This window comes from Microbacterium sp. MYb62 (assembly GCF_002979475.1).
Taxonomy (GTDB): Bacteria; Actinomycetota; Actinomycetes; order Actinomycetales; family Microbacteriaceae; genus Microbacterium.
This window is the reverse complement of sequence record NZ_PCOY01000024.1, coordinates 35011-58069: the sequence shown is the minus strand read 5'-3', so window position 1 is coordinate 58069 and position 23059 is coordinate 35011. Positions and strand designations below refer to the sequence as shown.

The 23059-nt window shown below is 67.2% G+C and carries 16 protein-coding genes and 1 tRNA gene; 4 read left to right on the top strand and 13 right to left on the bottom strand.

Features of this window, described 5'->3' with window-relative positions; translation table 11 throughout:
• Positions 1–23: 23 nt before the first annotated feature.
• The 4 genes from CQ042_RS17540 to CQ042_RS17525 form a co-directional block, all read right to left on the bottom strand.
• Positions 24–1004: a hypothetical protein gene (locus tag CQ042_RS17540; RefSeq protein ID WP_105671740.1), complete on the bottom strand. Its 981-nt coding sequence runs from the start codon at positions 1002–1004 to the stop codon at positions 24–26.
• A 117-nt stretch (positions 1005–1121) separates the two neighbouring features.
• Positions 1122–1922 carry an enoyl-CoA hydratase/isomerase family protein gene (locus tag CQ042_RS17535; protein ID WP_105671739.1) on the bottom strand — a complete coding sequence of 267 codons (801 nt, stop codon included), beginning with the start codon at positions 1920–1922 and terminating at the stop codon, positions 1122–1124.
• Positions 1923–1967: 45 nt separating this feature from the next.
• Complete coding sequence (locus tag CQ042_RS17530) at positions 1968–2459, bottom strand: FBP domain-containing protein (protein WP_105671738.1); 492 nt, start codon at positions 2457–2459, stop codon at positions 1968–1970.
• A gap of 9 nt (positions 2460–2468) precedes the next feature.
• Positions 2469–3368: a bile acid:sodium symporter family protein gene (locus CQ042_RS17525; RefSeq protein ID WP_105671737.1), complete on the bottom strand. Its 900-nt coding sequence runs from the start codon at positions 3366–3368 to the stop codon at positions 2469–2471.
• A gap of 174 nt (positions 3369–3542) precedes the next feature.
• Between CQ042_RS17525 and CQ042_RS17520 the strand changes: the two genes are divergently transcribed.
• Entirely contained in the window at positions 3543–4871 is a 1329-nt protein-coding gene (locus CQ042_RS17520) for a hypothetical protein (protein ID WP_105671736.1), read from the top strand.
• On the top strand, positions 4868–5350 hold the full coding sequence (locus CQ042_RS17515) for a hypothetical protein (RefSeq protein WP_146115423.1): 483 nt from the start codon (positions 4868–4870) through the stop codon (positions 5348–5350). The genes CQ042_RS17520 and CQ042_RS17515 overlap by 4 nt, the downstream gene beginning before the upstream one ends.
• 139 nt (positions 5351–5489) lie before the next feature.
• On the opposite strand, the gene CQ042_RS17510 is transcribed toward CQ042_RS17515, so the two are convergent.
• Both CQ042_RS17510 and CQ042_RS17505 read right to left on the bottom strand, forming a co-directional pair.
• Positions 5490–5574 (bottom strand) — tRNA-Tyr (locus CQ042_RS17510).
• Positions 5575–5660: 86 nt separating this feature from the next.
• Positions 5661–6590 (bottom strand): PfkB family carbohydrate kinase, encoded by a 930-nt coding sequence (locus CQ042_RS17505; protein ID WP_105671734.1) that lies wholly within the window; start codon positions 6588–6590, stop codon positions 5661–5663.
• A gap of 86 nt (positions 6591–6676) precedes the next feature.
• On the opposite strand from CQ042_RS17505, the gene CQ042_RS17500 reads away from it, so the two are divergent.
• The gene (locus tag CQ042_RS17500; RefSeq protein WP_105671733.1) at positions 6677–7264 is read left to right on the top strand and encodes a hypothetical protein; all 588 of its coding nucleotides are present in this window, start codon (positions 6677–6679) and stop codon (positions 7262–7264) included.
• Positions 7265–7522: 258 nt separating this feature from the next.
• On the opposite strand, the gene rpoC is transcribed toward CQ042_RS17500, so the two are convergent.
• From rpoC to CQ042_RS17470, 6 genes are all read right to left on the bottom strand, one after another.
• The gene (gene rpoC / locus CQ042_RS17495) at positions 7523–11398 is read right to left on the bottom strand and encodes a DNA-directed RNA polymerase subunit beta' (RefSeq protein ID WP_105671732.1); all 3876 of its coding nucleotides are present in this window, start codon (positions 11396–11398) and stop codon (positions 7523–7525) included.
• A gap of 81 nt (positions 11399–11479) precedes the next feature.
• Entirely contained in the window at positions 11480–14983 is a 3504-nt protein-coding gene (locus CQ042_RS17490; RefSeq protein ID WP_105671731.1) for a DNA-directed RNA polymerase subunit beta, read from the bottom strand.
• A gap of 503 nt (positions 14984–15486) precedes the next feature.
• Entirely contained in the window at positions 15487–17193 is a 1707-nt protein-coding gene (locus CQ042_RS17485) for an ABC transporter ATP-binding protein (protein WP_105671730.1), read from the bottom strand.
• Positions 17190–18155 (bottom strand): ABC transporter permease, encoded by a 966-nt coding sequence (locus tag CQ042_RS17480; protein WP_105671729.1) that lies wholly within the window; start codon positions 18153–18155, stop codon positions 17190–17192. Before CQ042_RS17480 ends, CQ042_RS17485 begins: the two co-directional genes overlap by 4 nt.
• A gap of 34 nt (positions 18156–18189) precedes the next feature.
• On the bottom strand, positions 18190–19194 hold the full coding sequence (locus tag CQ042_RS17475) for an ABC transporter permease (protein ID WP_105671728.1): 1005 nt from the start codon (positions 19192–19194) through the stop codon (positions 18190–18192).
• Between the two features lie 136 nt (positions 19195–19330).
• Entirely contained in the window at positions 19331–21004 is a 1674-nt protein-coding gene (locus tag CQ042_RS17470) for an ABC transporter substrate-binding protein (protein WP_105671727.1), read from the bottom strand.
• A gap of 164 nt (positions 21005–21168) precedes the next feature.
• On the opposite strand from CQ042_RS17470, the gene CQ042_RS17465 reads away from it, so the two are divergent.
• Positions 21169–22089 carry a sugar kinase gene (locus CQ042_RS17465; RefSeq protein ID WP_105671726.1) on the top strand — a complete coding sequence of 307 codons (921 nt, stop codon included), beginning with the start codon at positions 21169–21171 and terminating at the stop codon, positions 22087–22089.
• Between the two features lie 89 nt (positions 22090–22178).
• Here CQ042_RS17465 and CQ042_RS17460 read toward each other — a convergent pair whose 3' ends face one another.
• Entirely contained in the window at positions 22179–23045 is an 867-nt protein-coding gene (locus CQ042_RS17460; RefSeq protein WP_105671725.1) for a MurR/RpiR family transcriptional regulator, read from the bottom strand.
• Between the last annotated feature and the right edge of the window lie 14 nt (positions 23046–23059).

Sequence of the window (23059 nt, the reverse complement as noted above, 5' to 3'; positions counted from 1 at the left end):
GCGCCGGTCCAGCCGACTCCGCATCACGGCCTCCGAGGCCCCCGCGGCGGGAACGCCGGGGGCGCTCCCTGCGGCGACCCGGTCGGCGGGACTGCGGGGGAAGCCGGCGGGACAGGATGGTCTCCCTGCGCGCCGGAAAGCGGGTCGGGCTGCGCGAACTGCGGCGTGACCGGCTGCGGCACGACCGGGAATGCCGAGGCAGGCGCCTGAGGAAGAGCCTGCGGCGCCGAGACGACGGTCGCGTAGCCGGTGTAGTAGGCGTTCCAATCGGGCGATCCATCCGGCAGCACCGGCAAGGGGGTGATGCCGTCGGCGTAAGTGGGCCAAGACGGCGCCGCCGCCACGGCCGGAGAGGCCGAGGTCTTCTTCTTCGGCGCGAAGAGCGCATTCAGCAGCGGGATGAGCGTGGTGCCGACGGCGACGAGGATCGTGAGAGCGACGACGATCCTCCAGTAGAGCTCGCCGTACTCGAAGGTGTCGGGGAAGGCGAGGAAGAACACGAGCATGCCGACGAGACCGACGAGGAATGTGACCGTCACGAGGTAGATCACCCGCGTGAAAGTCGTGACGTGGCGCTGCGCTGCCGGCGTGAACAGCCGCACATGGAGGAGAGCGAGCTGCAGGATGCCGACGACGAGGAGGAGCTGGAAGAAGCGCTCGGCCCCGTAGAACGAGCCGTCTTCGGGCAGCCAGATCTTCACGGCGCCGACGAGGAGGGCGACGATCCAGCTCACCATGCTGGCGAGTTGGAGCCAGTCGGGGCGGTTCGGCGCCAGACCGGCCTCGAGGATCGCGATCCCAGCGAAGGCGGCGAGCAGCAGGATCGTGAGGAAGGCGCGGCCGATCAGGCCGTCCTGATCCCCGACGAGCACCCAGACGACGCACACGAGCGCCGCGGCGATGAGCGCGCCGATGGCGATCCAGAGAGAACCCCTGATGAGCAGGGACATGTTCTTCTTCTCACCCTGCGTCTTCTGCTGCGGCGTGGTGTCCTGTAGGGACATGGCGATCCTCTCGTCGAGCGGCGATGCCTTCATCCTGCCACGCTGGGCACCTGTTGCCACGGTGCGCGCCCCATCCGGGGAAAGCTCGTGCCGCGCTCCCTCTCTGGGGAGGAGGGGTCAGCTGGTCTTCCTCGCCGACGCCGCGGCGAATGCCGAGACCCTGGCCTGTGCATCCGGGGTCTCCAACGCCGCTCCGATCGAGCGCGCCTCCTCGGTCAGCTGCTCGACGAAGGACCGCTCAGGCTGCGACCGCACCAGTCGTTTGGCCTGCCCGTAGGCGTCGGCAGCTCCCGCGAGCCAGAAACGGGCGATCTCCTCGCCCCGTGCGCGGACGAGCGCGGCTTCGTCGGCGCCGTCCTCGCCCGCGACGGCCTCGGCGACGAGCCCCCACTCCACGGCCTCCGCGGCCGAGAGCAGGCGGTCCTGCAGCACGAGCTGCAGCGCGCGACGCTGACCGACGGCACGCGCGAGCTGCGCCGACACCGAGAGGTCGGGGGTCAGGCCGATGTTCGCGTAGAGGCTGCCGAGCTTGGATCGCGAACCGACGACGGCGTAGTCGCTGGACAGCAGGATCCCGAGTCCCCCGCCGGCCGTGGTGCCGTGGGCGGCGGCGACGACGGGGATCGCGGACTCCGTGAGCGAGCGAATGCCGGCGTTGATGACCTCGGCGAGCGCGGTGATCTCCGCGCCGGAGGCGCCCATCGTCGTCGCCATGTCGATCACGTCGCCGCCGGCGCAGAACGCCGGTCCCGCGGCATCGATGAGGATGGCCTTCACATCCGCCCTCGAGGTCGCCTCCGCCGTCGCATCCTTCCAGGCGTGCGCGAGGTCGGCGTTGAAGGCGTTGAGCCGGGACGGGCGGTTCAGCGTGAGCCTGGCCATCCCTTCTTCGACGGCGAACAGGATGGCATCACTCATGGCTTCTCCTTCGAGCACAGGACGTGTGGTCCAGCGTAACCGCGATCAGACCCGCTCCCAGACCTGCGAGACGAAGCTCTCCATCCGACGGCGCGTGCCGTCGAGGCGGAAGTCGACCTGTCCCGGCGTCCTGATCTCGTTCGGCGCGAGCGGGTGGGCGAGGCGGACGTTCTCGTGGCACGAGAGGTCGGCGCACATGTAGGTGCCGAACGAGTCGCCCCGCCGACCGGCCTCTCCGGCGCGCCGGGCGGAGAGGAGGGCGATCTGGTTTCCCGGCTGCATCGTGTGGCAGATGTTGCACATCCCCGCACGCCCACGGCCGGGATCGGTCGCACGCAGCACGACGCCGACCACGCGGTCGTCATGCGGGATCAGCACATAGCCGCGGCGGCTCGCGGCGGGGTCCTGCCAGGCGAAGAAGTCGAGGTAGTCCCAGTCCACGAGCAGGAAGTCGTGCGGCATCTCCATGAGCCGCAGCTCGTCGTCATCCGCATTGACGAACGATGCCCGGATGTCGGCTTCGGTGAGCGGTCGCATCGTTCCAGTCTAGGAACCGGAGGCGCGCGACGGCGCAGGGACGTCCCGAGGGGCATCGACCGTCCGGTCGCGGATCAGGAAGCCGAAGCCGAACGCGATGAAGAACATCAGCACGCCGTAGACCGCCGCAGGCAGACTCAGCTCGACGGACCCGAGGACGGACTGGGCGATCACGATCGCCAGCGTGGCGTTGTGGATCCCGATCTCGAAGGAGGTGGCGATCGCCTGGCGCTTACCCACCCGCAGCATCCGCGGAACGAGGAAGCCTATGGCGAGGCTGATCAGGCAGAACAGCACGGTGATGAGCGCGAGCTGCGTGAAGTTCGCCACCAGGAGCGTCCAGTTGGAGGCCACGGCGCCGGCGATCACGACGATCAGGATCACGACGGAGGCGATGCGCACCGGCTTGTCCATACCCGCCGCGAACTTCGGCCAGAAGCGCCGCACGATCATGCCGAGCGCGACCGGCAGCAGCACGATCGCGAACACCTCGAGAGCCTTCGACCACTGCAGTCCCAGCCGGTCGTCGAACGGCTGGAAGTACGCGATCGCGAAGTTGGTGATGATCGGGAGGGTGATCACGGCGATGACCGAATTCACCGCGGTGAGCGAGATGTTGAGGGCGATGTCGCCGCGGAACAGGTGGCTGTAGAGGTTGGCCGTCGTGCCGCCGGGCGACGCGGCGAGCATCATCATGCCGACCGCGAGGATGGGCGGGAGCTGGAAGGCGAGGACGAGCCCGAAGCAGATCGCCGGCAGGACGACGAGCTGGCAGAGCAGGGCGATGATCACCGCCTTCGGCTGCTTCAGCACCCTCGCGAAGTCGGAGAGGGTGAGGCTGAGCCCGAGGCCCAGCATGATGATGCCCAGAGCGACGGGCAGTCCGATGGTGGTCAACGCTGATCCCATGGGACTCAGTGTGACCTATCGAGCGCCTCGGTGTCACGGGTTCGCCGGCAATCCGATCCGAGCCGGTCTTTCGTCGGAGTGTGGAGCGCCTCCGCCGGTGATCACCTGGCTCCTCTAACCTGTGCTCGACCGCGGCAGTCTGCGACTGCTGTCATCCAGACGGATGGGAACAGGATGCTTGTCTCAGAACTCCTCGCAGATTCCCTGGGCGCAGAGCCGACCGATCGGAACATCTGGTTGGCGACGCGAAGGGACCGCAGCGGTATGACGCTCGCCCTCGACATGATCGAGCGGTACCGGTCGTCGGACACGTTGGAACCGGTGCCGTCCAAGACCCCCTCCACGTTCCGCCCCGCTTTTCTCCTCGACTACTACGGCGAGAGTGACACCCCCTACGACCGGGAGTTCGCTTTCGTGGCACGCTCACTGAGCTATGCGGATCAAGTGGCGGTCGTCGACGAGATCGCCGGCTGGGCGGCGCAACCAGACCCGGAGGCATACCTCGCCGAGATGTACTTCGGCGGATTCCCCGAGTGCGGGCACCTCCCGTGGGCTCTTCGCCGCATCGGGCGGTACGCGGAGCTGGAACGCGCGCAGCTGCTGTACTACGTCGAGCCCCCGACCTTCCGCGACGAGAACGCGATCCGCGAGGGCGTCGCCACTGATGCCGCTCCCGACCTCAGTTTCTTGGTCGAGGAGCGCCGCGGTTGGATTCCGACGGTCAAGGACACTCCGCGCGGGCGCGGGATGGTCGTCGATGAGCTCGCGTTCTGGTTCCAGCAGCTGCACGCGGTCCTCGACCATTCTGATCACTACCACCAGAGCATCGACCTCTACCTGCCGGATTGGTTCGCGGGACCGCAGCTTCTCGAATGGCTCTACCGGTCCTCCACGCCACCCGAATGGGTCACAGCTCAAGGACTCAAGGATCAGCAGGCGGTCTCTCAGCTCCTCGACCTGCCCGCACCGTCCGCGGAGATCGTGCAGCAGTTGTCGGTAGCGGAGATACTCGCTGTCCGGGATGCCGACCACATGAGCCAATGGAGAAACCACTTTCGGACGGAGATCGGGCACCTGGCCGCAAGCTCTGACCTCGCCACCCGGATGGAGGTGCAGGCGAATATCGCCGACCACGTGCAGCAGCTTCAGAAGACCGAGCGGCTGACATCGGCGCTGAGGGGCGGTCTGCGCGATTCGATCCAAGCCGGGATCGCTGTTGCCCCCGTCGCGGCGTTCACCCACCAGAACCTTCTCGCGACCACGCTCGAAGCCGCCTCGCCCGCTGTCGTCGGCGTGGCGAGTTCGATGCTCCGCTGGTTGATGGGCCGATCACCCGAAGACGGAAACGGCGAGGTTCGCAACCGGGTCGCTGAGACCGTTGCACTTCGGACCTATCTCAATGAACCCCTCCCCCCGGGCGGTCGCCGGCGCACCCCGAACAGTTCGATGAGGACCATGGACGGGCGAGCCGTCGCGTTCGATCCATTCGGAGGCAGGTGGTGAGCGCCGTCTACGAGCCCGGCGTGTGGCCCGATGTCTGGACTGTCATCAACGTCGACGAGACGCCGGGCCGTCTCCCCCTCTTGCTCTTCCCGAAGGGCTATTTCGATGGTCTTCCGCTCACCCTCCAGGCGGGAGCGACCCACCCCACTCAGTTCGAGTACTCCGACCCGCTCGCACTCTACGTCGATGAAGCGGGCACCGTCCGCACCTGCATCCTGAGCGCCACCAACGACTTCGCCGCCCCGACTCTCCGCATTGACGACAGCGGTGAGCCCGATTTCGGCGGTTCCATCGATCCCGAGTGGATCGACCAGATCCGTCGAGCCGGTTCCGTGCTGCTCTGCGGCTACACGGACATCTTCCTCGCCGAGCATGTCGGCGAGAGCACCGAGCCCCCGGGCGAGGACATCCTTCGGCTTCTGCGCACTTCGATGCTCGGAATCCTCAGAGTGCTCGGCCCGGCGCCATCGAGCCGCTGATCCGCACCACGGGTTCATCCGGAGGGCGGAGCTGCGTGCCGTTGAGAAAAGTGAAAACGCCCCCGGAAACCCGGGGGCGTTTCTCTTCACTGGCAGCATTCCTGGATGATGCGGATGAGATCCGCGGACTTCCTGGTGATGGTGGCGAGTGAGGGATTCGAACCCCCGAATGCTGAGCAGTCTGATTTACAGTCAGATCCCTTTGGCCGCTTGGGTAACTCGCCAGAGCGCACCCGTCCGACTTGGACAGCCAACCGGGGGCACGATAGACAAGCATACCTGCCCGAGGCAGGTGCAAGAAATCGAACCGTCAGCTGCCGTTCACGCCACGCCCGGCGTCGGCCAACGACTCGGGAGTCCGCAGCAGCCCGCCCTCTGCACGACAGGTCGCGGCCGCGATATCCATCGCGCGAAGCAGCAGCGCACGCCACTCCTCCTGGTCACTCGGTGACGCGGTGACCAGCCCCTCGGAGACGGCCGCGAGCGTCGCGTCCCCCGCTCCGACGGTGTCGATCACCGCTCCGGGGAGCGAGGCGATCGGAGCGGAGACGATGCCGGCATCCGCGTCGATCGTGGCGCCGTCGGCGCCGGCCGTGGCCAGGACGGCCGCGGCGCCGAGCTCGCGAAGGCGCCGGCGCAGGGCGTCGAGGTCGCCGTCGTAGAGGATCGCCGCATCGTCCGCTCCCACCTTCACGATGGCGGCCGAGGCCGCGAGGCGTTCGAATCCGCGCACGAACTCGTCACGATCGCCGAGCATCCCCGTGCGGGGGTTGGGGTCGACGGCGATGCGGGCGTCGGTCACGGCCTCGAGCAGGGCGTCGACCTCTGACGGCACATCGAAGGGGAAGCAGCTGATCGCGACGAGTCCGGCCTCCGCGATCGCCTGGCGCGCATCAGCCGAGTAGCGGATGCTGCGCTTCTGGGCCGCCTCATTGAACACGTACTGCGGCTCACCGTTCGATGCGCGCTGCACGACGGCCCGCGAGGACCCCCGCGGCGCCTCGCTCGAGATCAGACGAACGCCGTGGTCGGACAGGTATTCGCGGATGTGCGCGCCGGCCTCATCCTCACCCACCATGGCGATCAGGGTCGTCGTCACACCCAGGCGTCGAAGCCCGACGGCGACGTTCAGTGCGGCACCGCCCACGAGTTCGCGCACCCCCGCATCGTCGCGGATCTCGTCGATCAGGGCATCGCCGATCACGACCACGGAGTCGGCGGGAGAAGTTTCGTTGCTCACTCGCCGACACTACCGCGGCATGGGGAGCCCGCGGCAATACCGCGATCCTCTCTCGCCCCGATGCCGATGAGCAGTACGGTGTGGCCATGAAGCCCCGACTCACCGGCGCTGCCGCGGCTCTCGTCCTCCTCATCGCTCTGACCGCGTGCAGCCCGCAGGCCGGCGGCGACGGTCCGGCGCCGAGCCCCACCGGAAGCAGCACGAGCGGGGCGGAGCAGACCGGCACGCCCTCCCCCTCCCCGACTCCGACCAGTGCGCCCGTCGCCCTCCCGACCGACTGCCGTGCGATCCTGTCCGACAGCGTCCTGGCCGAGCTCGGCAGCACTCCGCTCAACGACGCGGCGTTCGGTCCTTCCGGCGTCGGTGCCGATGGCACCCTCACCTGCATCTGGGCCGACCCCGGAGCCGACACGACGGGGCTCACGACGACGGTCTCGCGAATGAACCGCGGCCCCGCTCTCGACATGCTCAACGCCCTGGCCGACGACGAGGGATTCTCCTGCTTCACGCCCGACGGCGGCACCCGGTGCGAGAAGACCTGGCCGAACGAGCAGTACCCCGTGACCGACGGCCGCACGCTGTTCTGGCGGGAGGACGTGTTGATCGACACGCGCTACTCGAACCTGGCTCCGAGCGGCTACACCTCGAGCATCGTGGACCACGTCTTCGACTGACCCCGCCACACGATCCTCTGTCGACTGCACGACTTCTCGACGAGTGCACGGCTTGGCGACGTACGTATCCCGTGCGCTGGGTAGCTTCCCGTGCATTCGACCGATGAGCGCGACGACACCCGGGCACGAAGAAGGCCCCAGGGCGAACCCTGGGGCCTTCTCAGTCACTCAGTACTCAATCAGTTGTGTCGCGACTTCGTCGCTCGACAACTTCAATCGGCTCGGCCGGACGAGCAAGCTCGCCGGCTCTCGCCTCGATCAGTTGTAGGTACCGGGGGTGATGTCGTCGGTCGAGAACGCGTCGAAATCGACGTAGCCGAAGTCGCCGTCCGCGTACGCGCCGTCGGATGCGAAGATCCGGTTCGGGTAGCGCTCGCTCTTGGCTTCCTCGGTGGCCTCGACCGTGACGTCGCGGTACTTCGAGAGACCGGTTCCGGCGGGGATGAGCTTACCGATGATGACGTTCTCCTTGAGACCGACCAGCGGGTCGCGCTTGCCCTGCATCGCAGCCTCGGTGAGCACGCGGGTCGTCTCCTGGAAGGAGGCGGCCGACAGCCACGACTCGGTCGCGAGCGACGCCTTCGTGATACCCATCAGCTCCGGACGGCCGGACGCGGGGCGCTTGCCCTCTGCCACGGCCTCGCGGTTGATCGACTGGTAGCGCTTGAGGTCGACCATCTCACCCGGGAGCAGGGTCGTGTCGGCGTGATCGACGACGGTGACCTTGCGGAGCATCTGACGGACGATGACCTCGATGTGCTTGTCGTGGATCGGCACACCCTGCGAGCGGTACACGCCCTGGACGCCGCCGACGAGGTAACGCTGCACCTCGCGAGCACCCATGACACGCATGATCTCCTTGGGGTCGAGCGTGCCCACCAGGATCGGCTGACCGACCGTGACGTGCTGGCCGTCCTCGACGAGAAGCGTCGCACGCTTCAGCACCGGGTAGATGACGGGCTCGTCACCGCTGTCGGGCGTGAGGATGACCTTCTTGCCCTTGTCGGTCTCGTCGATCGCGATGCGGCCGTCGGCCTCGGCGATCGGCGACGCGCCCTTGGGGGTACGCGCCTCGAAGAGCTCCTGCACGCGGGGCAGACCCTGCGTGATGTCATCCGCCGATGCCGAACCACCCGTGTGGAAGGTACGCATCGTCAGCTGGGTACCGGGCTCACCGATCGACTGGGCCGCGATGATGCCGACGGCCTCGCCGATGTCGACGGTCTTGCCGGTCGCGAGCGAGCGGCCGTAGCACTGCGCGCAGACACCGACGGCGGAGTCGCAGGTCAGGACCGAGCGCACCTTGATGCTCTCGACACCCAGCGCGACGAGCTTGTCGATCAGCACGTCACCCACGTCGTCGCCGGCCGAGGCGAGAACCTCGCCCTTGCTGTCGACCACGTCGGAGGCCAGGGTACGAGCGAACACCGAGTTCTCGACGTTCGCGTCGCGCACCAGCTCGCCCTGCGAGTTCGGAGCGGCGATCGGGAGCTCGAGGCCCTTCGACGTGCCGCAGTCCTCTTCGCGGATGATGACGTCCTGCGAGACATCCACCAGACGACGGGTCAGGTAACCCGAGTCGGCGGTACGCAGAGCGGTGTCGGCCAGCCCCTTACGGGTACCGTGCGTCGCGATGAAGTACTCCGCCACCGACAGACCCTCGCGGTACGAGGAGATGATCGGACGCGGGATGATCTCACCCTTGGGGTTGTTCACCAGACCACGCATACCGGCGATGTTCCGGATCTGCAGCCAGTTACCACGAGCACCCGACGACACCATGCGGTTGATGGTGTTGTCCTCGGGGAAGTTCGCCTTCATGGCGGCCTGCACCTCGTCGGTCGCCTCGGTCCAGATCTTGATGAGCTCCTGGCGACGCTCCGAGTCGGTCGTCAGACCCTTCTCGTACTGCGACTGGACCTTCGCGGCCTGCTTCTCGTAGCCGGCGACGATCTCCGCCTTGTTCGGCGGGGTCAGGATGTCGCTCAGGGCGACGGTCACACCGGAGCGCGTTGCCCAGTAGAAACCGGCATCCTTGATGCGGTCCAGCGACGCAGCCGTCTCGACCTTGGGGTACTCCTCGGCCAGCTTGTTGACGATCTGCGACAGCTTGTTCTTGTCAGCCTGCTCGCGGACGAACGGGTAGCCCTTGGGCAGCGTGTCGTTGAAGATCGCCTGACCCAGCGAGGCGTCGACCAGACCGTGGCGCTCGTAGCCCTCGGGAGCTTCGCCCTCGAGGAACGTCAGACCCGGGATGCGGATGCGGATCTTCGCCTGCAGGTCGAGGGTGCCCTCGTCCTTGGCCAGGATCGCCTCGCCCACCGAGCCGAACGCGCGGCCCTCACCGGCTGCCCCCGCCTTGACCGTGGTCAGGTGGTGGAGACCGATGATCATGTCCTGCGAAGGCAGGGTGACCGGACGTCCGTCAGACGGCTTCAGGATGTTGTTCGACGCGAGCATCAGCACGCGGGCCTCGGCCTGAGCCTCGACCGACAGCGGCAGGTGGACAGCCATCTGGTCACCGTCGAAGTCGGCGTTGAACGCCGCGCAGACGAGCGGGTGCAGCTGGATGGCCTTGCCCTCGACGAGCTGAGGCTCGAACGCCTGGATGCCCAGACGGTGCAGGGTGGGTGCACGGTTGAGCAGCACCGGACGCTCGCGGATGATCTCCTCGAGCACGTCCCAGACCTCGGGACGGGTGCGCTCGACGGCGCGCTTGGCGGCCTTGATGTTCTGCGAGTGACCGAGGTCGATCAGACGCTTGATGACGAACGGCTTGAAGAGCTCCAGAGCCATCTGCTTGGGCAGACCGCACTGGTGCAGCTTCAGCTGCGGGCCGACGATGATGACCGAACGACCCGAGTAGTCGACACGCTTGCCGAGCAGGTTCTGGCGGAAACGACCCTGCTTACCCTTCAGCATGTCGCTGAGGGACTTCAGGGCACGGTTGCCGGTACCGGTGACGGGGCGACCACGGCGACCGTTGTCGAACAGGGCGTCGACGGCCTCCTGCAGCATGCGCTTCTCGTTGTTGACGATGATCTCGGGGGCACCGAGGTCGATCAGACGACGAAGACGGTTGTTGCGGTTGATCACGCGGCGGTACAGGTCGTTCAGGTCGGAGGTGGCGAAACGGCCACCGTCGAGCTGGACCATCGGGCGCAGCTCCGGCGGGATCACCGGGACGACGTCGAGGACCATCGCGGCCGGGCTCATGCCGGTCTCGAGGAACGAGCTGACGACCTTGAGGCGCTTGATCGCACGGATCTTGCGCTGGCCCTTGCCCTCGGAGATCTGCAGACGCAGGTTCTCCGCCTCGGCGACGAGGTCGAACGCCGCGAGGCGACGCTGGATCGACTCGGCGCCCATGTAGGCCTCGAAGTACTGACCGAACCGGTCCTGCAGCTCGTGGAAGACGTCATCCTCCGGGCGGAGCGCCCCGACCTCGAGGGTGCGGAAGTCTTCCCACACGCGCTCGAGCTTGGCGATCTGCTCGTCGGCACCCTTGCGGATGAGGGACATCTCCTTCTCGGCGGCGTCCTTCACCTTCTTCTTGGCGTCGGCCTTGGCACCCTCTGCCTCGAGAGCAGCGAGCTCCTCCTCCAGCTTGGCCAGGCGCTCCGCGATCTTGGAATCACGGCGGTCGCCGAGCGTCTTCAGCTCGAGACGGATGTTGTTCTCCTGCGTCCCCAGGTCGCGGTGACGAGCATCCTCGTCGACCGAGATGACCATGTAGGCGGCGAAGTAGATGACCTTCTCGAGGTCCTTCGGCGCCATGTCGAGCAGGTAGCCGAGACGCGAGGGCACGCCCTTGAAGTACCAGATGTGGGTGACGGGAGCGGCGAGCTCGATGTGACCCATGCGCTCACGACGGACGGAGCTCTTGGTGACCTCCACGCCGCAGCGCTCGCAGACGATGCCCTTGAAGCGGACACGCTTGTACTTGCCGCAGGCGCACTCCCAGTCGCGGGACGGGCCGAAGATCTGCTCTCCGAAGAGACCATCCTTCTCCGGCTTCAGGGTGCGGTAGTTGATGGTTTCGGGCTTCTTGACCTCGCCGTAGGACCACGCGCGGATGTGGTCTGCGGTCGCCAGGCCGATGCGAAGCTCATCGAAAGTTGTGGACTCGAGCACTAGTTCTCCTGTGTCGGAAATTCTTTTTGAGAAGTCTGCTTCGGTGGACCCGGGAGTATGCGTCCCGGGTCCACCGAAGGATTAGATCTCGTCGATCGAGGCGGCCTCGAAGCGGCTGGAGATGTTGATACCGAGCTCTTCTGCGGCGCGGAACGCCTCATCGTCGGTGTCGCGGAGGTTCACCAGCGTGCCGTCGGCCGAGAGGACCTCGACGTTCAGGCAGAGCGACTGCATCTCCTTCATGAGCACCTTGAAGGACTCGGGGATGCCGGGCTCCTGGATGTTCTCGCCCTTGACGATCGCCTCGTACACCTTGACGCGGCCGAGGATGTCGTCGGACTTGATCGTGAGGAGCTCCTGGAGCGCGTATGCGGCGCCGTAGGCCTCGAGGGCCCACACCTCCATCTCACCGAAGCGCTGTCCACCGAACTGCGCCTTACCACCGAGCGGCTGCTGGGTGATCATCGAGTACGGACCCGTGGAACGTGCGTGGATCTTGTCGTCGACCAGGTGGTGCAGCTTCAGGATGTACATGTAGCCGACCGAGATCGGGGCCGGGAACGGCTCGCCGGAGCGGCCGTCGAACATCTGGGCCTTTCCGGTGGAGTCGATCAGACGGACGCCGTCGCGGGTCGGGGTGGTCGCGTCGAGGAGACCGGCGATCTCCTCCTCGCTCGCACCGTCGAACACCGGGGTGGCGACCTTCGTGCCGGGAGCCGCCTCGAAGGCCTGCTCCGGCAGGCGAGTGGCCCACTCCGGGGTGCCCTCGACCTTCCAGCCCTGCTTCGCGATCCACCCGAGGTGGGTCTCGAGCACCTGACCGAAGTTCATTCGACCGGGGATGCCCAGCGGGTTCAGGACGATGTCGACCGGGGTGCCGTCCGCCATGAACGGCATGTCCTCGATCGGGAGGATCTTCGCGATGACACCCTTGTTGCCGTGACGACCGGCGAGCTTGTCACCCTCGGTGATCTTGCGCTTCTGGGCGATGTAGACCACGACGCGGCGGTTGACGCCCGAGCCGAGCTCGTCGTCGCCGTCCTCGGCGTTGAACTCCTTGACGGCGATGATCGTGCCCTGCTCGCCGTGAGGCACCTTCAGGGACGTGTCGCGGACTTCGCGGCTCTTCTCGTTGAAGATCGCGCGGAGCAGACGCTCCTCGGCCGACAGCTCGGTCTCACCCTTCGGCGTGACCTTGCCGACGAGGATGTCGCCGGGGCGGACCTCGGCGCCGATGCGGATGATGCCGCGCTCGTCCAGGTCCTTCAGCAGCTCCGGGCTGACGTTGGGGAGGTCACGGGTGATCTCCTCCTTGCCGAGCTTGGTGTCGCGCGCATCGACCTCGTACTCCTCGATGTGGATCGAGGAGAGGGTGTCGTCCTTCACCAGGTCCTGGCTCAGGATGATCGCGTCCTCGAAGTTGTAGCCCTCCCACGTCATGAACGCGACGAGGAGGTTCTTTCCGAGGGCCAGCTCACCGTTCTCGGTGGCGGGGCCATCGGCGATGACCTCTCCGACCTCGACGCGCTCACCGGCGTTGACGACGACCTTCTGGTTGTACGACGTGCCCTGGTTGGAGCGGTCGAACTTGCGCAGGTGGTACTCCTGCGTCCCGCCCTCGTCGAGCATGACGACGACGCGGTCTGCGGAGACCTCGGAGACGACACCGGCCTTCTCGGCGGTGAGCACGTCACCGGCGTCGATGGCCGTGTAGCCCTCCATACCGGTTCCGACGAGGGGCGAGTCGCTGCGCAGCAGCGGCACAGCCTGACGCTGCATGTTGGCACCCATGAGGGCGCGCTGTGCGTCGTCGTGCTCGAGGAACGGCACGAGCGAGGTCGCGACCGACACCATCTGGCGCGGGGAGACGTCGATGTAGCCGATCTCCTCGGGGACGAACAGGTCGACCTCGCCGCTGCCGCCCTTGGGGCGGGCCAGGACGTGGCTCTCGCGGAAGCGACCCTTGGCATCGAGCGGGGCGTTGGCCTGCGCGATGTTGAAGTCGACCTCTTCGGAAGCCGTCAGGTAGTCGATCTGATCGGTGACGACGCCACCGGTGACCTTGCGGTACGGGGTCTCGATGAAACCGAACGAGTTGATGCGCGCGAACGTCGCGAGCGCACCGATCAGGCCGATGTTGGGGCCTTCCGGGGTCTCGATCGGGCACATGCGGCCGTAGTGCGAGGGGTGGACGTCACGGACCTCGACACCGGCGCGGTCACGCGAGAGACCACCGGGGCCGAGCGCGGAGAGACGACGCTTGTTCGTCAGACCTGCGAGCGGGTTGTTCTGGTCCATGAACTGCGACAGCTGCGACGTTCCGAAGAACTCCTTGATCGCGGCGACGACGGGGCGCACGTTGATCAGGGTCTGCGGCGTGATCGCCTCGATGTCCTGCGTGGTCATGCGCTCGCGGACCACGCGCTCCATGCGGGACAGACCGGTGCGGACCTGGTTCTGGATCAGCTCGCCGACCGCGCGGATGCGACGGTTGCCGAAGTTGTCGATGTCGTCGGTCGCGAGACGGATCTCGGCCTTCTTGCCACCGCGGATGCCCGTGAAGGTCTCCTCGGTGCCCGCGTGCAGACGCACGAGGTACTTGATCGTGGCCACGATGTCCTCGACGGTGAGCACCGACGAGTTCAGCGGCTGGTCCAGGCCCAGCTTGTGGTTGATCTTGTAGCGACCGACCTTGGCCAGGTCGTAGCGCTTCGGGTTGAAGTAGAAGTTGTCGAGCAGCGCGCGCGCGGCCTCGGCGGCGACCTGCTCGCCCGGACGGAGCTTGCGGTAGATGTCGCGGAGCGCATCTTCCTTCGTGACGATCGTGTCCTTCGCGAGCGTCTCCTCGATCGAGGTGTAGCCGGCGAACTCGGCGAGGATCTCCTCGCTGGTCATGCCGAGCGCCTTGAGGAAGACCGTGACCGACTGCTTGCGCTTGCGGTCGACGCGCACGCCGACCTGGTCGCGCTTGTCGATCTCGAACTCGAGCCATGCGCCACGGCTCGGGATGACGCGCGCCGACACGATGTCCTTGTCGGACGTCTTGTCGGGAGTCTTGTCGAAGTAGACACCCGGCGAGCGCACGAGCTGCGAGACGACGACGCGCTCGGAGCCGTTGATGATGAACGTGCCCTTGTCGGTCTGCAGCGGGAAGTCGCCCATGAAGACCGTCTGGGTCTTGATCTCACCCGTGAGGTGGTTCATGAACTCGGCCTCGACGTACAGCGGAGCGGCGTAGGTCTTGCCACGCTCCTTGCACTCCTCGATCGAGTACTTCTCCGGCTCGAGGTAGGGGTTCGTGAACGACAGCTGCATCGTCTCGCCGAGATCCTCGATCGGAGAGATCTCCTCGAAGATCTCGCCCAGACCGCTGTTCTCGTTGACGTCGGTGCGCCCCTGCTTCTTGGCCTCGGCCACGCGCGCCTTCCAGGCGTCGTTGCCGACCAGCCAACCGAAGGACTCGGTCTGCAGGGCGAGAAGGTCAGGGACCGTCAGCGTGTCGGAGATCTTGGCGAACGAAAGACGGGAAGCTCCGCGTCCGTTCTTGGTGGTGGTGGATGTGGATGCGTTGCGAGCAGCAGCCAAGGGAATAACCTCCGTGAGCCCCGCAGGGCTTCTCGATTCCTTTGTCGTCAGGTGGAGTGTGCGCTCAGAAGCTCAACGAAATGCCGACCACCATATGAGGGCATGGAGAAGCGAGCGCAACTACTAACTATACGCACGATTGTGCGACATGGCAAGCGCAGTCCTTGACCATTCTTTGAAGCTGGGGTATGAGCCCCCGGCTGCCGGGCGGAAGCGCGTCCACCCGGGGGGCCGACACGCCAGATGGAGGACCGGATGCCCTCCCGCGTCCGACATCTGGCGTGTCGGCGGGCAGGTGAGCTGCGAGCCCACGCCGAGACCCGCGTTCCGCGCCGAGACCCGCGTTCCGCGCCGAGACCCGCGTTCCACGCCGCGACCCGCGTTCCGCGCCGAGACCCACGTTTCCGCGCCGCGACCCAGGTTCCACGCCGCGACCCATCGTCGCGGACATGGGCGGCGATGGGTCTCGGCGGGCGGAGTGGGTCTCGACGAGCCGACGGCCCTCAGGACGCGATGCCCAACTCGTTGCCGGGGATCGACGCCAGCAGCCGCCGCGTGTACGGGTCGCGCGGATTGGTGAAGATCTCCTCCGAGGTCGCCGCCTCCACGAGCTTGCCGTCTTTCATGACGCACACGTAGTCGCTGATCAGCCGCACCACCGCGAGATCGTGCGAGATGAAGAGGTAGCTGAGCCCGTACTCCCGCTGCAGGTCGCCGAGCAGGGTCAGGATCTGATCCTGCACCAGCACGTCGAGCGCGGACACGGGTTCGTCGCACACGATCAGATCCGGCGAGAGGGCGAGCGCCCGGGCGATCGCGACGCGCTGCCGCTGTCCACCCGAGAGCTCGGACGGATACCGCCGCAGCATCGACTGCGGCAGGGCCACGTCGTCGAGCAGTTGCCGCACGCGCGTACGCCGTTCCGCTCCGCTCCCCCGCTTGTAGAACTCCAGCGGCTCGGCGATCAGGCGCTCGATCGTGAACATCGGATTCAGGCTCGAGTACGGATCCTGGAAGATCGGCTGCACCTGCTGACGGAAGTCCTTCGTCTCCGCCCGGCTCAGCGACGAGATGTCCTTGCCCTCGTAGCGGATCAGCCCGCTCGTCGGCTCGATCACCTTCAGCAGCATCCGCGCGGTCGTGGTCTTGCCCGAGCCGGACTCCCCCACGATCGCGACCGTCTCCCCGCGCGGGATCACCAGCGACACATCATCCACGGCGACGAAGTCCTCGCCGCGGCCCCGCACCGGATACACCTTGGTGAGGTTCTCGATCTCGACGATGTTGTCGGCCGGGACCGCCTCGGCGACGGCGTCGGCCTCCGATGCCCGCTCCTGCACCTGGAACGCCTCCGGCCGCAGGCGCGCCGCGGCGACCGACGGCGCGGCCTTCACGAGCGACTGGGTGTACGGATGCTGCGGATCCTCCAGGATCTGCCGCGCGTCTCCCTGCTCCACGACCTTGCCGCGGTGCATCACGATCACCCGCTCGGCCCGCTCGGCGGCGAGCCCGAGGTCGTGGGTGATGAGCAGCACGGCCGTGCCCAGCTCGCGCGTCATCTGCCCGATCTGGTCGAGGATGGTCTGCTGCACCGTGACGTCGAGCGCGCTCGTGGGTTCGTCCGCGATCAGCAGGCGCGGCTTGCACGCCAGTCCGATCGCGATGAGCGCACGCTGCCGCATGCCGCCGGAGAACTCGTGCGGATACTGCTTCGCGCGCCGCGCCGGATCGGGAAGCCCCGCAGCGGTCAGCGCCTCGACCACCTTCGACTGCACGTTCTGCCGGGTGGCGAGACCGTGTGCGAGCAGCGTCTCCGCGACCTGTGTGCCGATCTTCGCGACCGGGTTCAGGTTCGACATCGGGTCCTGCGGCACGAGGCCGATGTCGCGACCGCGGATCATGCGCAGCTCGTGCTCCGGCGCGTGGGAGATCTCCTTCCCGTCGAGACGGATGCTGCCCGACGCGACCTTCCCTCCACCGGCGAGCAGCCCGATGATGGCCATGGCCGTCGTGGATTTGCCCGAACCGGACTCCCCCACGATCGCCACGGTCTCGCCCGGTCGGATCTCGAGGTCCACTCCCTCGACCGCGTGCACGACGCCGTCCATGGTGGCGAAATCCACGGCGAGTCCCTGGACCGACAGCAGCGGCTCGGTCGACATCTGATTCTCCTTCGCGGCGCGCATCGCGCCGTCATCCCGCGCGTTCATCGTGCCCTCGTCCGGGGATCCATCGCCTCACGCAGCGCCTCGCCCAGCAGGGTGAAGCCGAGCGCGGTGACCGCGATGCAGATACCGGGGAGGAACGCCAGCCACGGCGCGATCGCGAGCTCGGCCTGCGCGTAGGTGAGCATGCGCCCCCACTCGGCCGTCGCGGGGCCGCCGCCGCCGAGTCCGAGGAACGACAGCGCGGCCGCATCGATCACGGCCGTCGCGAGCGTGAGGGTTCCCTGCACGATCACGGGACCGATGGCGTTCGGCAGCACGTGCGACATCGTGATCTTGCCGCGACCGAGTCCCAGCGTCTGTGCCGAGAGCACATAGTCGCTCGAGCGCTGCTGCAGCATCGACGCGCGCAGCAGCCTCGCGAAGATCGGCACCTGCGACGCCCCGATCGCGATCATCACCGCGAACGGGGTCTGCCCGAGGATCGCGGCGATCGACACCGCGAGCAGCAGGTTCGGCACCGAGAGGATGATGTCGACGATGCGCATGATGAGCGTGTCGACCCAGCCGCCAAACGTGCCGGCGAGCAGCCCGAGGATCATGCCGCCGACCAGTCCCATCGCGGTGGAGATGACACCGATCATGAGCGACGCCTGCGCGCCCCAGATGAGTTTGGAGAGCACGTCGCCGCCGAAGCGGTCGAGTCCGAGCGGGAACTCCGGCAGCTCGCCCGGTCCGGGGATGTGCGTCGGCGTGATGAACTTCGCACCGGGAAGCGCCGTCTCCGGGTAGGGCGCGAGCAGCGGCGCGAGGGCTGCGACCAGCAGGAACGCCAGCACGATGACGGCGCCGATCCACGCCGTCGGATTACGGCGCAGACGACGGAAGACGTCGCTCCAGAATCCGCCGGAACCGCTCTTCAGGTCGGCCTGGGCGATGGCGACGGTGTCGATGCTGCCGCCGCTCTCCGCCGACGGGCCCTGGGCGGGCGGGAGTGCGATGCTCATGCGACCGCCTCCTTTCGGACGATGGGGAGGGACATCACTGCACCCTCACTCTCGGGTCGATGAAGCTGTAGGAGACATCGACCGCCAGGTTGATCAGCGCGTACGCGATCGCGATGAAGATGATGAATCCCTGGAGCACAGGGAAGTCCCTGGTGAAGATCGCCCTCGCGAGGAACGAGCCGATTCCGGGGAACGCGAACACCGTCTCGGTGAGCACCGCCCCGGAGATCAGGAGTCCGGTCTGGAGTCCGATCGTCGTGATCACCGGGAGCATCGCGTTGCGCAGGATGAACCTGTTGCGCAGCGTCGGGGATCCGACGCCCTTCGCCCGACCGGTGCGAACGTAGTCCGCGTTCTGCACCTCCAGGACGCTGGCCCTGGTGATGCGGACGATGATGGCGAGCGGGATGGTGCCCAGGGCGAGTGCGGGCAGCACCAGATGCAGGATCGCATCCCATGCCGCATCGAACTCGCCGGTGATGATGCCGTCCCACACGTAGAACCCGGTGGGATGTGTCGCATCTATTCGAGGGTCCTGGCGCCCGTCGGACGGCAGCCATCCGAGCTGCACCGCGAACACGTACTTCAGGATGAACGCCAGGAAGAACACCGGGATGGTGATGCCGATGAGGCTCAGCACGACCGAGGCGTGATCGGTGAACTTGCCGTGGCGGCGGGCGGCCCAGTACCCGAGCGGGATGCCGATCCCGATCGCGAAGATGAGCGCCATCACGCTCAGCTCGAGGGTGGCGGGGAAACGGCGGAGGAACTCCTCCGTCACCGGCCGGTTGGTCTGGATCGAGGTGCCGAAGTCACCTTGGAGGAGACGTCCGATCCAGATGAAGTACTGCTCGATGAGCGGCTTGTCGAAGCCGTAGAGCTCGTTGACCCTGGCGACGGCCTCCGGTGTGGCCTTCTCGCCGAGGAGGGCGACCGCGGGGCCGCCGGGAAGGGCCCTGACCCAGGCGAACAGCAGGATGCTGAGCCCGAACAGGGTGGGGATGAGGAACAGCAGTCGCCTGCCGATGGTGCGCAGCAAAAGAGATCTCCGTCGATCGGGCGGGGTCCTTCGTCTCGCTCCGCTCGCTCAGGAACCGGATCGGGGTGGGGTCACCCTGACCCGGTTCCTGAGCGAGGAGCGGAGCGACGAGACGAAGGACGCCGGTCGGTCAGGCCTACTTGGTGAGGACGATGTCCGTGAAGACCTCGTCGTTCACCGGGCTGGCCGGGTAGCTCTCCACGCGCGGGTCGAACGCCAGAGTCGGTGCCGGGTGCGCCAGCGGGACTCCGGGGATGAACTGCGCGACCATCTCGTTGATCTCCTCGTACAGCGCGGTCTGGTCCTCGAGCTTCGAGACGCCGCGCGCCTCGTTCAGCTTCTGGAACAGCTCCGGGTTGTCGAAGCCCCACTCGGAGCTCTGCTGTCCGAAGAAGACGCCGACGAAGTTGTCGGTGTCGTTGTAGTCACCGGTCCAGCCGAGCAGGTGGATGCCGTGGTCCGAGGTGCCGGTGGTGCGGTCGAGGTACTCGACCCACTCCTCCGAGACCGGGGTGGTCTCGACGCCGACCTCGGACAGCTGCGACGACAGCACCGTGAAGATCTGCTCGGGGTCCGGCATGTACGGACGCGAGACATTGACCGGGTAGTTGAAGGTGAGCTTCAGCGGGTTCGCCTCGGTGTAGCCCGCCTCGGCCAGCAGCGACTTGGCCTTCTCGGGGTCGTAGTCGTAGGTCGTGACATCGGGGTTGTAGCCGTTGACGACCTCGGGGACGAACTCGATCGCCTTCTGCGTGCCCTCCGGGAGCACCTGGCTGATCAGCGCATCCTTGTCGACCGCGTACGACAGGGCTTCGCGGACCTTCGGGTCCTGCAGCTCCGGGACCGTCTGGTTGAAGGCGAGGTAGAGGATCGTGAACGGCGGGCGCGACACCATGGTGAAGCCGTCGTCCTCGAGTGCCTTGGTGTCCGCCGGGCCCACGAGGTCGTAGCCGTCGATGGAGCCGGACTCGAGCGCCTGCCGGCGAGCGGTCGGGTCATCGATCGTGCGGAAGATGATCTCGTCGATCTGGCCCTTCTCACCCCAGTAGCCGTCGTAGGTCTTGAGCGTGACCTGCTCGCCCGGTGCCCACTCGTCGAAGGCGTAGGGGCCGGTGCCGACCGGGTGACCCATGGCGTACTCGGACAGCTGCGGGGCCTCGGCCGAACCGCTGACCTCGTCTGCACCGAACTCCTGCATCGCCGACGGGCTCTGCATCGCGAACGACGGGAGCGAGAGCGAGGCGACGAAACCGGCGAACGGCTTGTTCAGATCGATCGTCACCGAGTAGTCGCCATCCGGGGTGCACGACTTGTACACGGCGTCGGCCGCGTTGGAGGCGTATCCCTTGAAGAGCTTGTTGTAGTAATACCCGAATGCCTCGGAGGCGGCGAGGCCGGTCCAGTTGAACCAGCGGTCGAAGTTGACGCACACGGCCTCCGCGTTGAACGGCGTGCCGTCCTGGAAGGTCACGTCCTCCTTCAGCGCGAAGGTGTGGGACATGCCGTCCTCCGACGACTCCCACGACTCGGCGAGGAGCGGGGCGGGGTCGGCGGTGCCGGGTTCGGTGCCGACGAGACCCTCGAAGATCTGACGCGAGACGCGGAAGCTCTCGCCGTCCTGTGCGAAGGCGGGGTCGAGGCTGGCCGGGTCCGACGACGCGGCGAAGACGAACGTCCCGTCCACATCGCCCGAGCCTTCGGAGCCTTCGTCCCCTCGTTCGCTGGCGACGCACCCGGCGAGGGCGAGAGCTGCGATCGTGGCTCCGGTTACGGCGATGAGTCCTCGCCGACGCTTGACTGATTGGTGCATTGTATGACCTTCCCTGTCGGGCGCTTCGTTGCGCGTTCCCGAGGCCGCTTCGCCTCGGGGACGGTGATCCCTCGAACGTACCCAGCAGATCCTCAGATACCAAACGGATCCAGGTTGCAATCCGATATCGGCGTGAGCGACGCCGATCCGGTAGTGTCCAGATCGTGCCCGACTCCACCCCGCTCGCCGTCTGTTTCGGCGAGGGCATGGTCGCCCTCGTCGCCGCCACCGCAGGTCCGCTGGAGGATTGCCGCACGTTCCATCGCTCGCTCGCGGGCGCGGAATGGAACACCGCGATCGCCCTGGCATCCGCCGGCATCCGCACGTCCGTCGTCTCCCGGGTCGGCGACGACGGCTTCGGTCGCTTCCTCACCGCCGAGCTGCGCGCTCACGGCGTCGACGACACCGCCGTCGAGATCGATCGCGAGGCACCGACAGGGCTGTACGTGAAGGAGCTCGCCGCTCGCCCCGACGGTGCTGTCGACGGGACCATGCATTATTACCGCGCCGGTTCCGCCGCCGCGGCCCTCTCGCCGCAGACCCTGACGACACCGGTGGTATCGGCCCTCCTCGCCGAGGCCGCACTCGTGCACACATCCGGGATCACGCCCGCGCTGTCGCCGTCAGCACTCGCCGCGCAGGAGGCGCTGTTCACGGAGCGGATCCCCGACAGGCTGCTCAGCTTCGATCTGAACTGGCGCCCTGCGCTCTGGCGTGGCCGCGAGGCGGAAGGCCGGAGGATCGTCTCCGAGTTCGCCGGCCGCGCCGACATCTTCTTCTGCACCCGCCCGGACGCGGAAGCGGTGTTCGGCACGAGCGATCCGCAGCAGCTGCGCGCGCGCTTCCCCGGGCCGCGGTACCTGCTCGTCACCGATTCGAGCGGAGCCGTCGCCTTCGACGGTGCGGAGACCGCCGAGAGCGAGGCACTCGACGCCCCGGTGGTGGAGACCATCGGAGCGGGAGACGCGTTCGCGGCCGGCTTCCTCGCCGGGGTCCTGACCGGCCTCTCGCTCACGGGGAGCCTCGCCCGAGGACACCGCATCGCGACGCGCGCTCTGGTGAGCACCCGCGACCACGTGGACTGAGGCACATCGCCCCGGGCGGAGAACTCGCCGCGGGGAGGATCGCGTGCGCGCGCATCCCGCCCGACAACAGGAAGAGCTCCGCCCCGGCGTCAGGTGCGGCGGCGCGTGGGCACCGCGTCGTGCGTCCGCTGGAGCGAGACGGCGACCGGTTCGCCACGGTGTTGCACCACACGCACGAAGAGCACGTCGACGAGGGCGAGCTGGGCGATGCGACTGGACATCGCAGCCATCCGGAACGGGGATTCGTGCGCATGGGTGAGCAGCACGACATCCGCCGCCAGCGCCAGCGGCGACTCCCCGGCGCTGGTGACCGCGACCGCCAGAGCCCCGGCATCGCGCGCGACCTCGAGCGCACGCAGCGTCTCGGAGGTCTCCCCGCCGTGGGAGAACGCGATCGCCACATCGTCCGCCGTCCGCAGCGATGCCGTCGTGACCGCGAGGTGCGGGTCGGGCGAGTGCGAGACCGAGCACCCGATGCGCGACAGCTTCAACTGCAGATCCTGCGCTGTGAGCGATGAGGCGGCCTGTCCGAACAGGTCGATGTGCCGGGCGTCGACCACCGCGCGGGCCACCCGGTCGAGCGCCACGGCGTCGATGGCGAGTGCGGTCTTCTCGATCGCGTCGATCTCCTGTGCGGCGAGCTTGGCGGCGATCGCCGTCGGCCCGTCGTCCGGGTCGATCGCCGTGGTGTCCAGCCCGAATCGCGCCTGCTGCGCCTGGGCGAGCGTGATCGCGCGCGCGACCGCGACCCGGAGCTCCCGATAGCCGCTGTATCCGAGCCCCTGGGCGTAGCGGGCGACCGTCGACAGCGACGTGTGGCAGAGCTGGGCGAGATCGTTGATCGCGAGGTCGACGACGAGCGTCGGGTCGCCCAGGATCGTCTCTGCGACGCGCGCCTCGGCGACGCTCACCTTGGGAAGTGAGCGTCGCACCCGAGCGAGAACGTCATCGTCCATGGAGAGGTCCTGTC

Excerpts from the sequence above, each read along its gene's own strand:
- CQ042_RS17540 (WP_105671740.1), bottom strand. The coding sequence starts at position 1,004 with ATGTCCCTACAGGACACCACGCCGCAGCAGAAGACGCAGGGTGAGAAG.
- CQ042_RS17535 (WP_105671739.1), bottom strand. The coding sequence starts at position 1,922 with ATGAGTGATGCCATCCTGTTCGCCGTCGAAGAAGGGATGGCCAGGCTC.
- CQ042_RS17530 (WP_105671738.1), bottom strand. The coding sequence starts at position 2,459 with ATGCGACCGCTCACCGAAGCCGACATCCGGGCATCGTTCGTCAATGCG.
- CQ042_RS17525 (WP_105671737.1), bottom strand. The coding sequence starts at position 3,368 with ATGGGATCAGCGTTGACCACCATCGGACTGCCCGTCGCTCTGGGCATC.
- CQ042_RS17520 (WP_105671736.1), top strand. The coding sequence starts at position 3,543 with ATGCTTGTCTCAGAACTCCTCGCAGATTCCCTGGGCGCAGAGCCGACC.
- CQ042_RS17500 (WP_105671733.1), top strand. The coding sequence starts at position 6,677 with ATGAAGCCCCGACTCACCGGCGCTGCCGCGGCTCTCGTCCTCCTCATC.
- CQ042_RS17485 (WP_105671730.1), bottom strand. The coding sequence starts at position 17,193 with ATGAACGCGCGGGATGACGGCGCGATGCGCGCCGCGAAGGAGAATCAG.
- CQ042_RS17480 (WP_105671729.1), bottom strand. The coding sequence starts at position 18,155 with ATGAGCATCGCACTCCCGCCCGCCCAGGGCCCGTCGGCGGAGAGCGGC.
- CQ042_RS17470 (WP_105671727.1), bottom strand. The coding sequence starts at position 21,004 with ATGCACCAATCAGTCAAGCGTCGGCGAGGACTCATCGCCGTAACCGGA.
- CQ042_RS17460 (WP_105671725.1), bottom strand. The coding sequence starts at position 23,045 with ATGGACGATGACGTTCTCGCTCGGGTGCGACGCTCACTTCCCAAGGTG.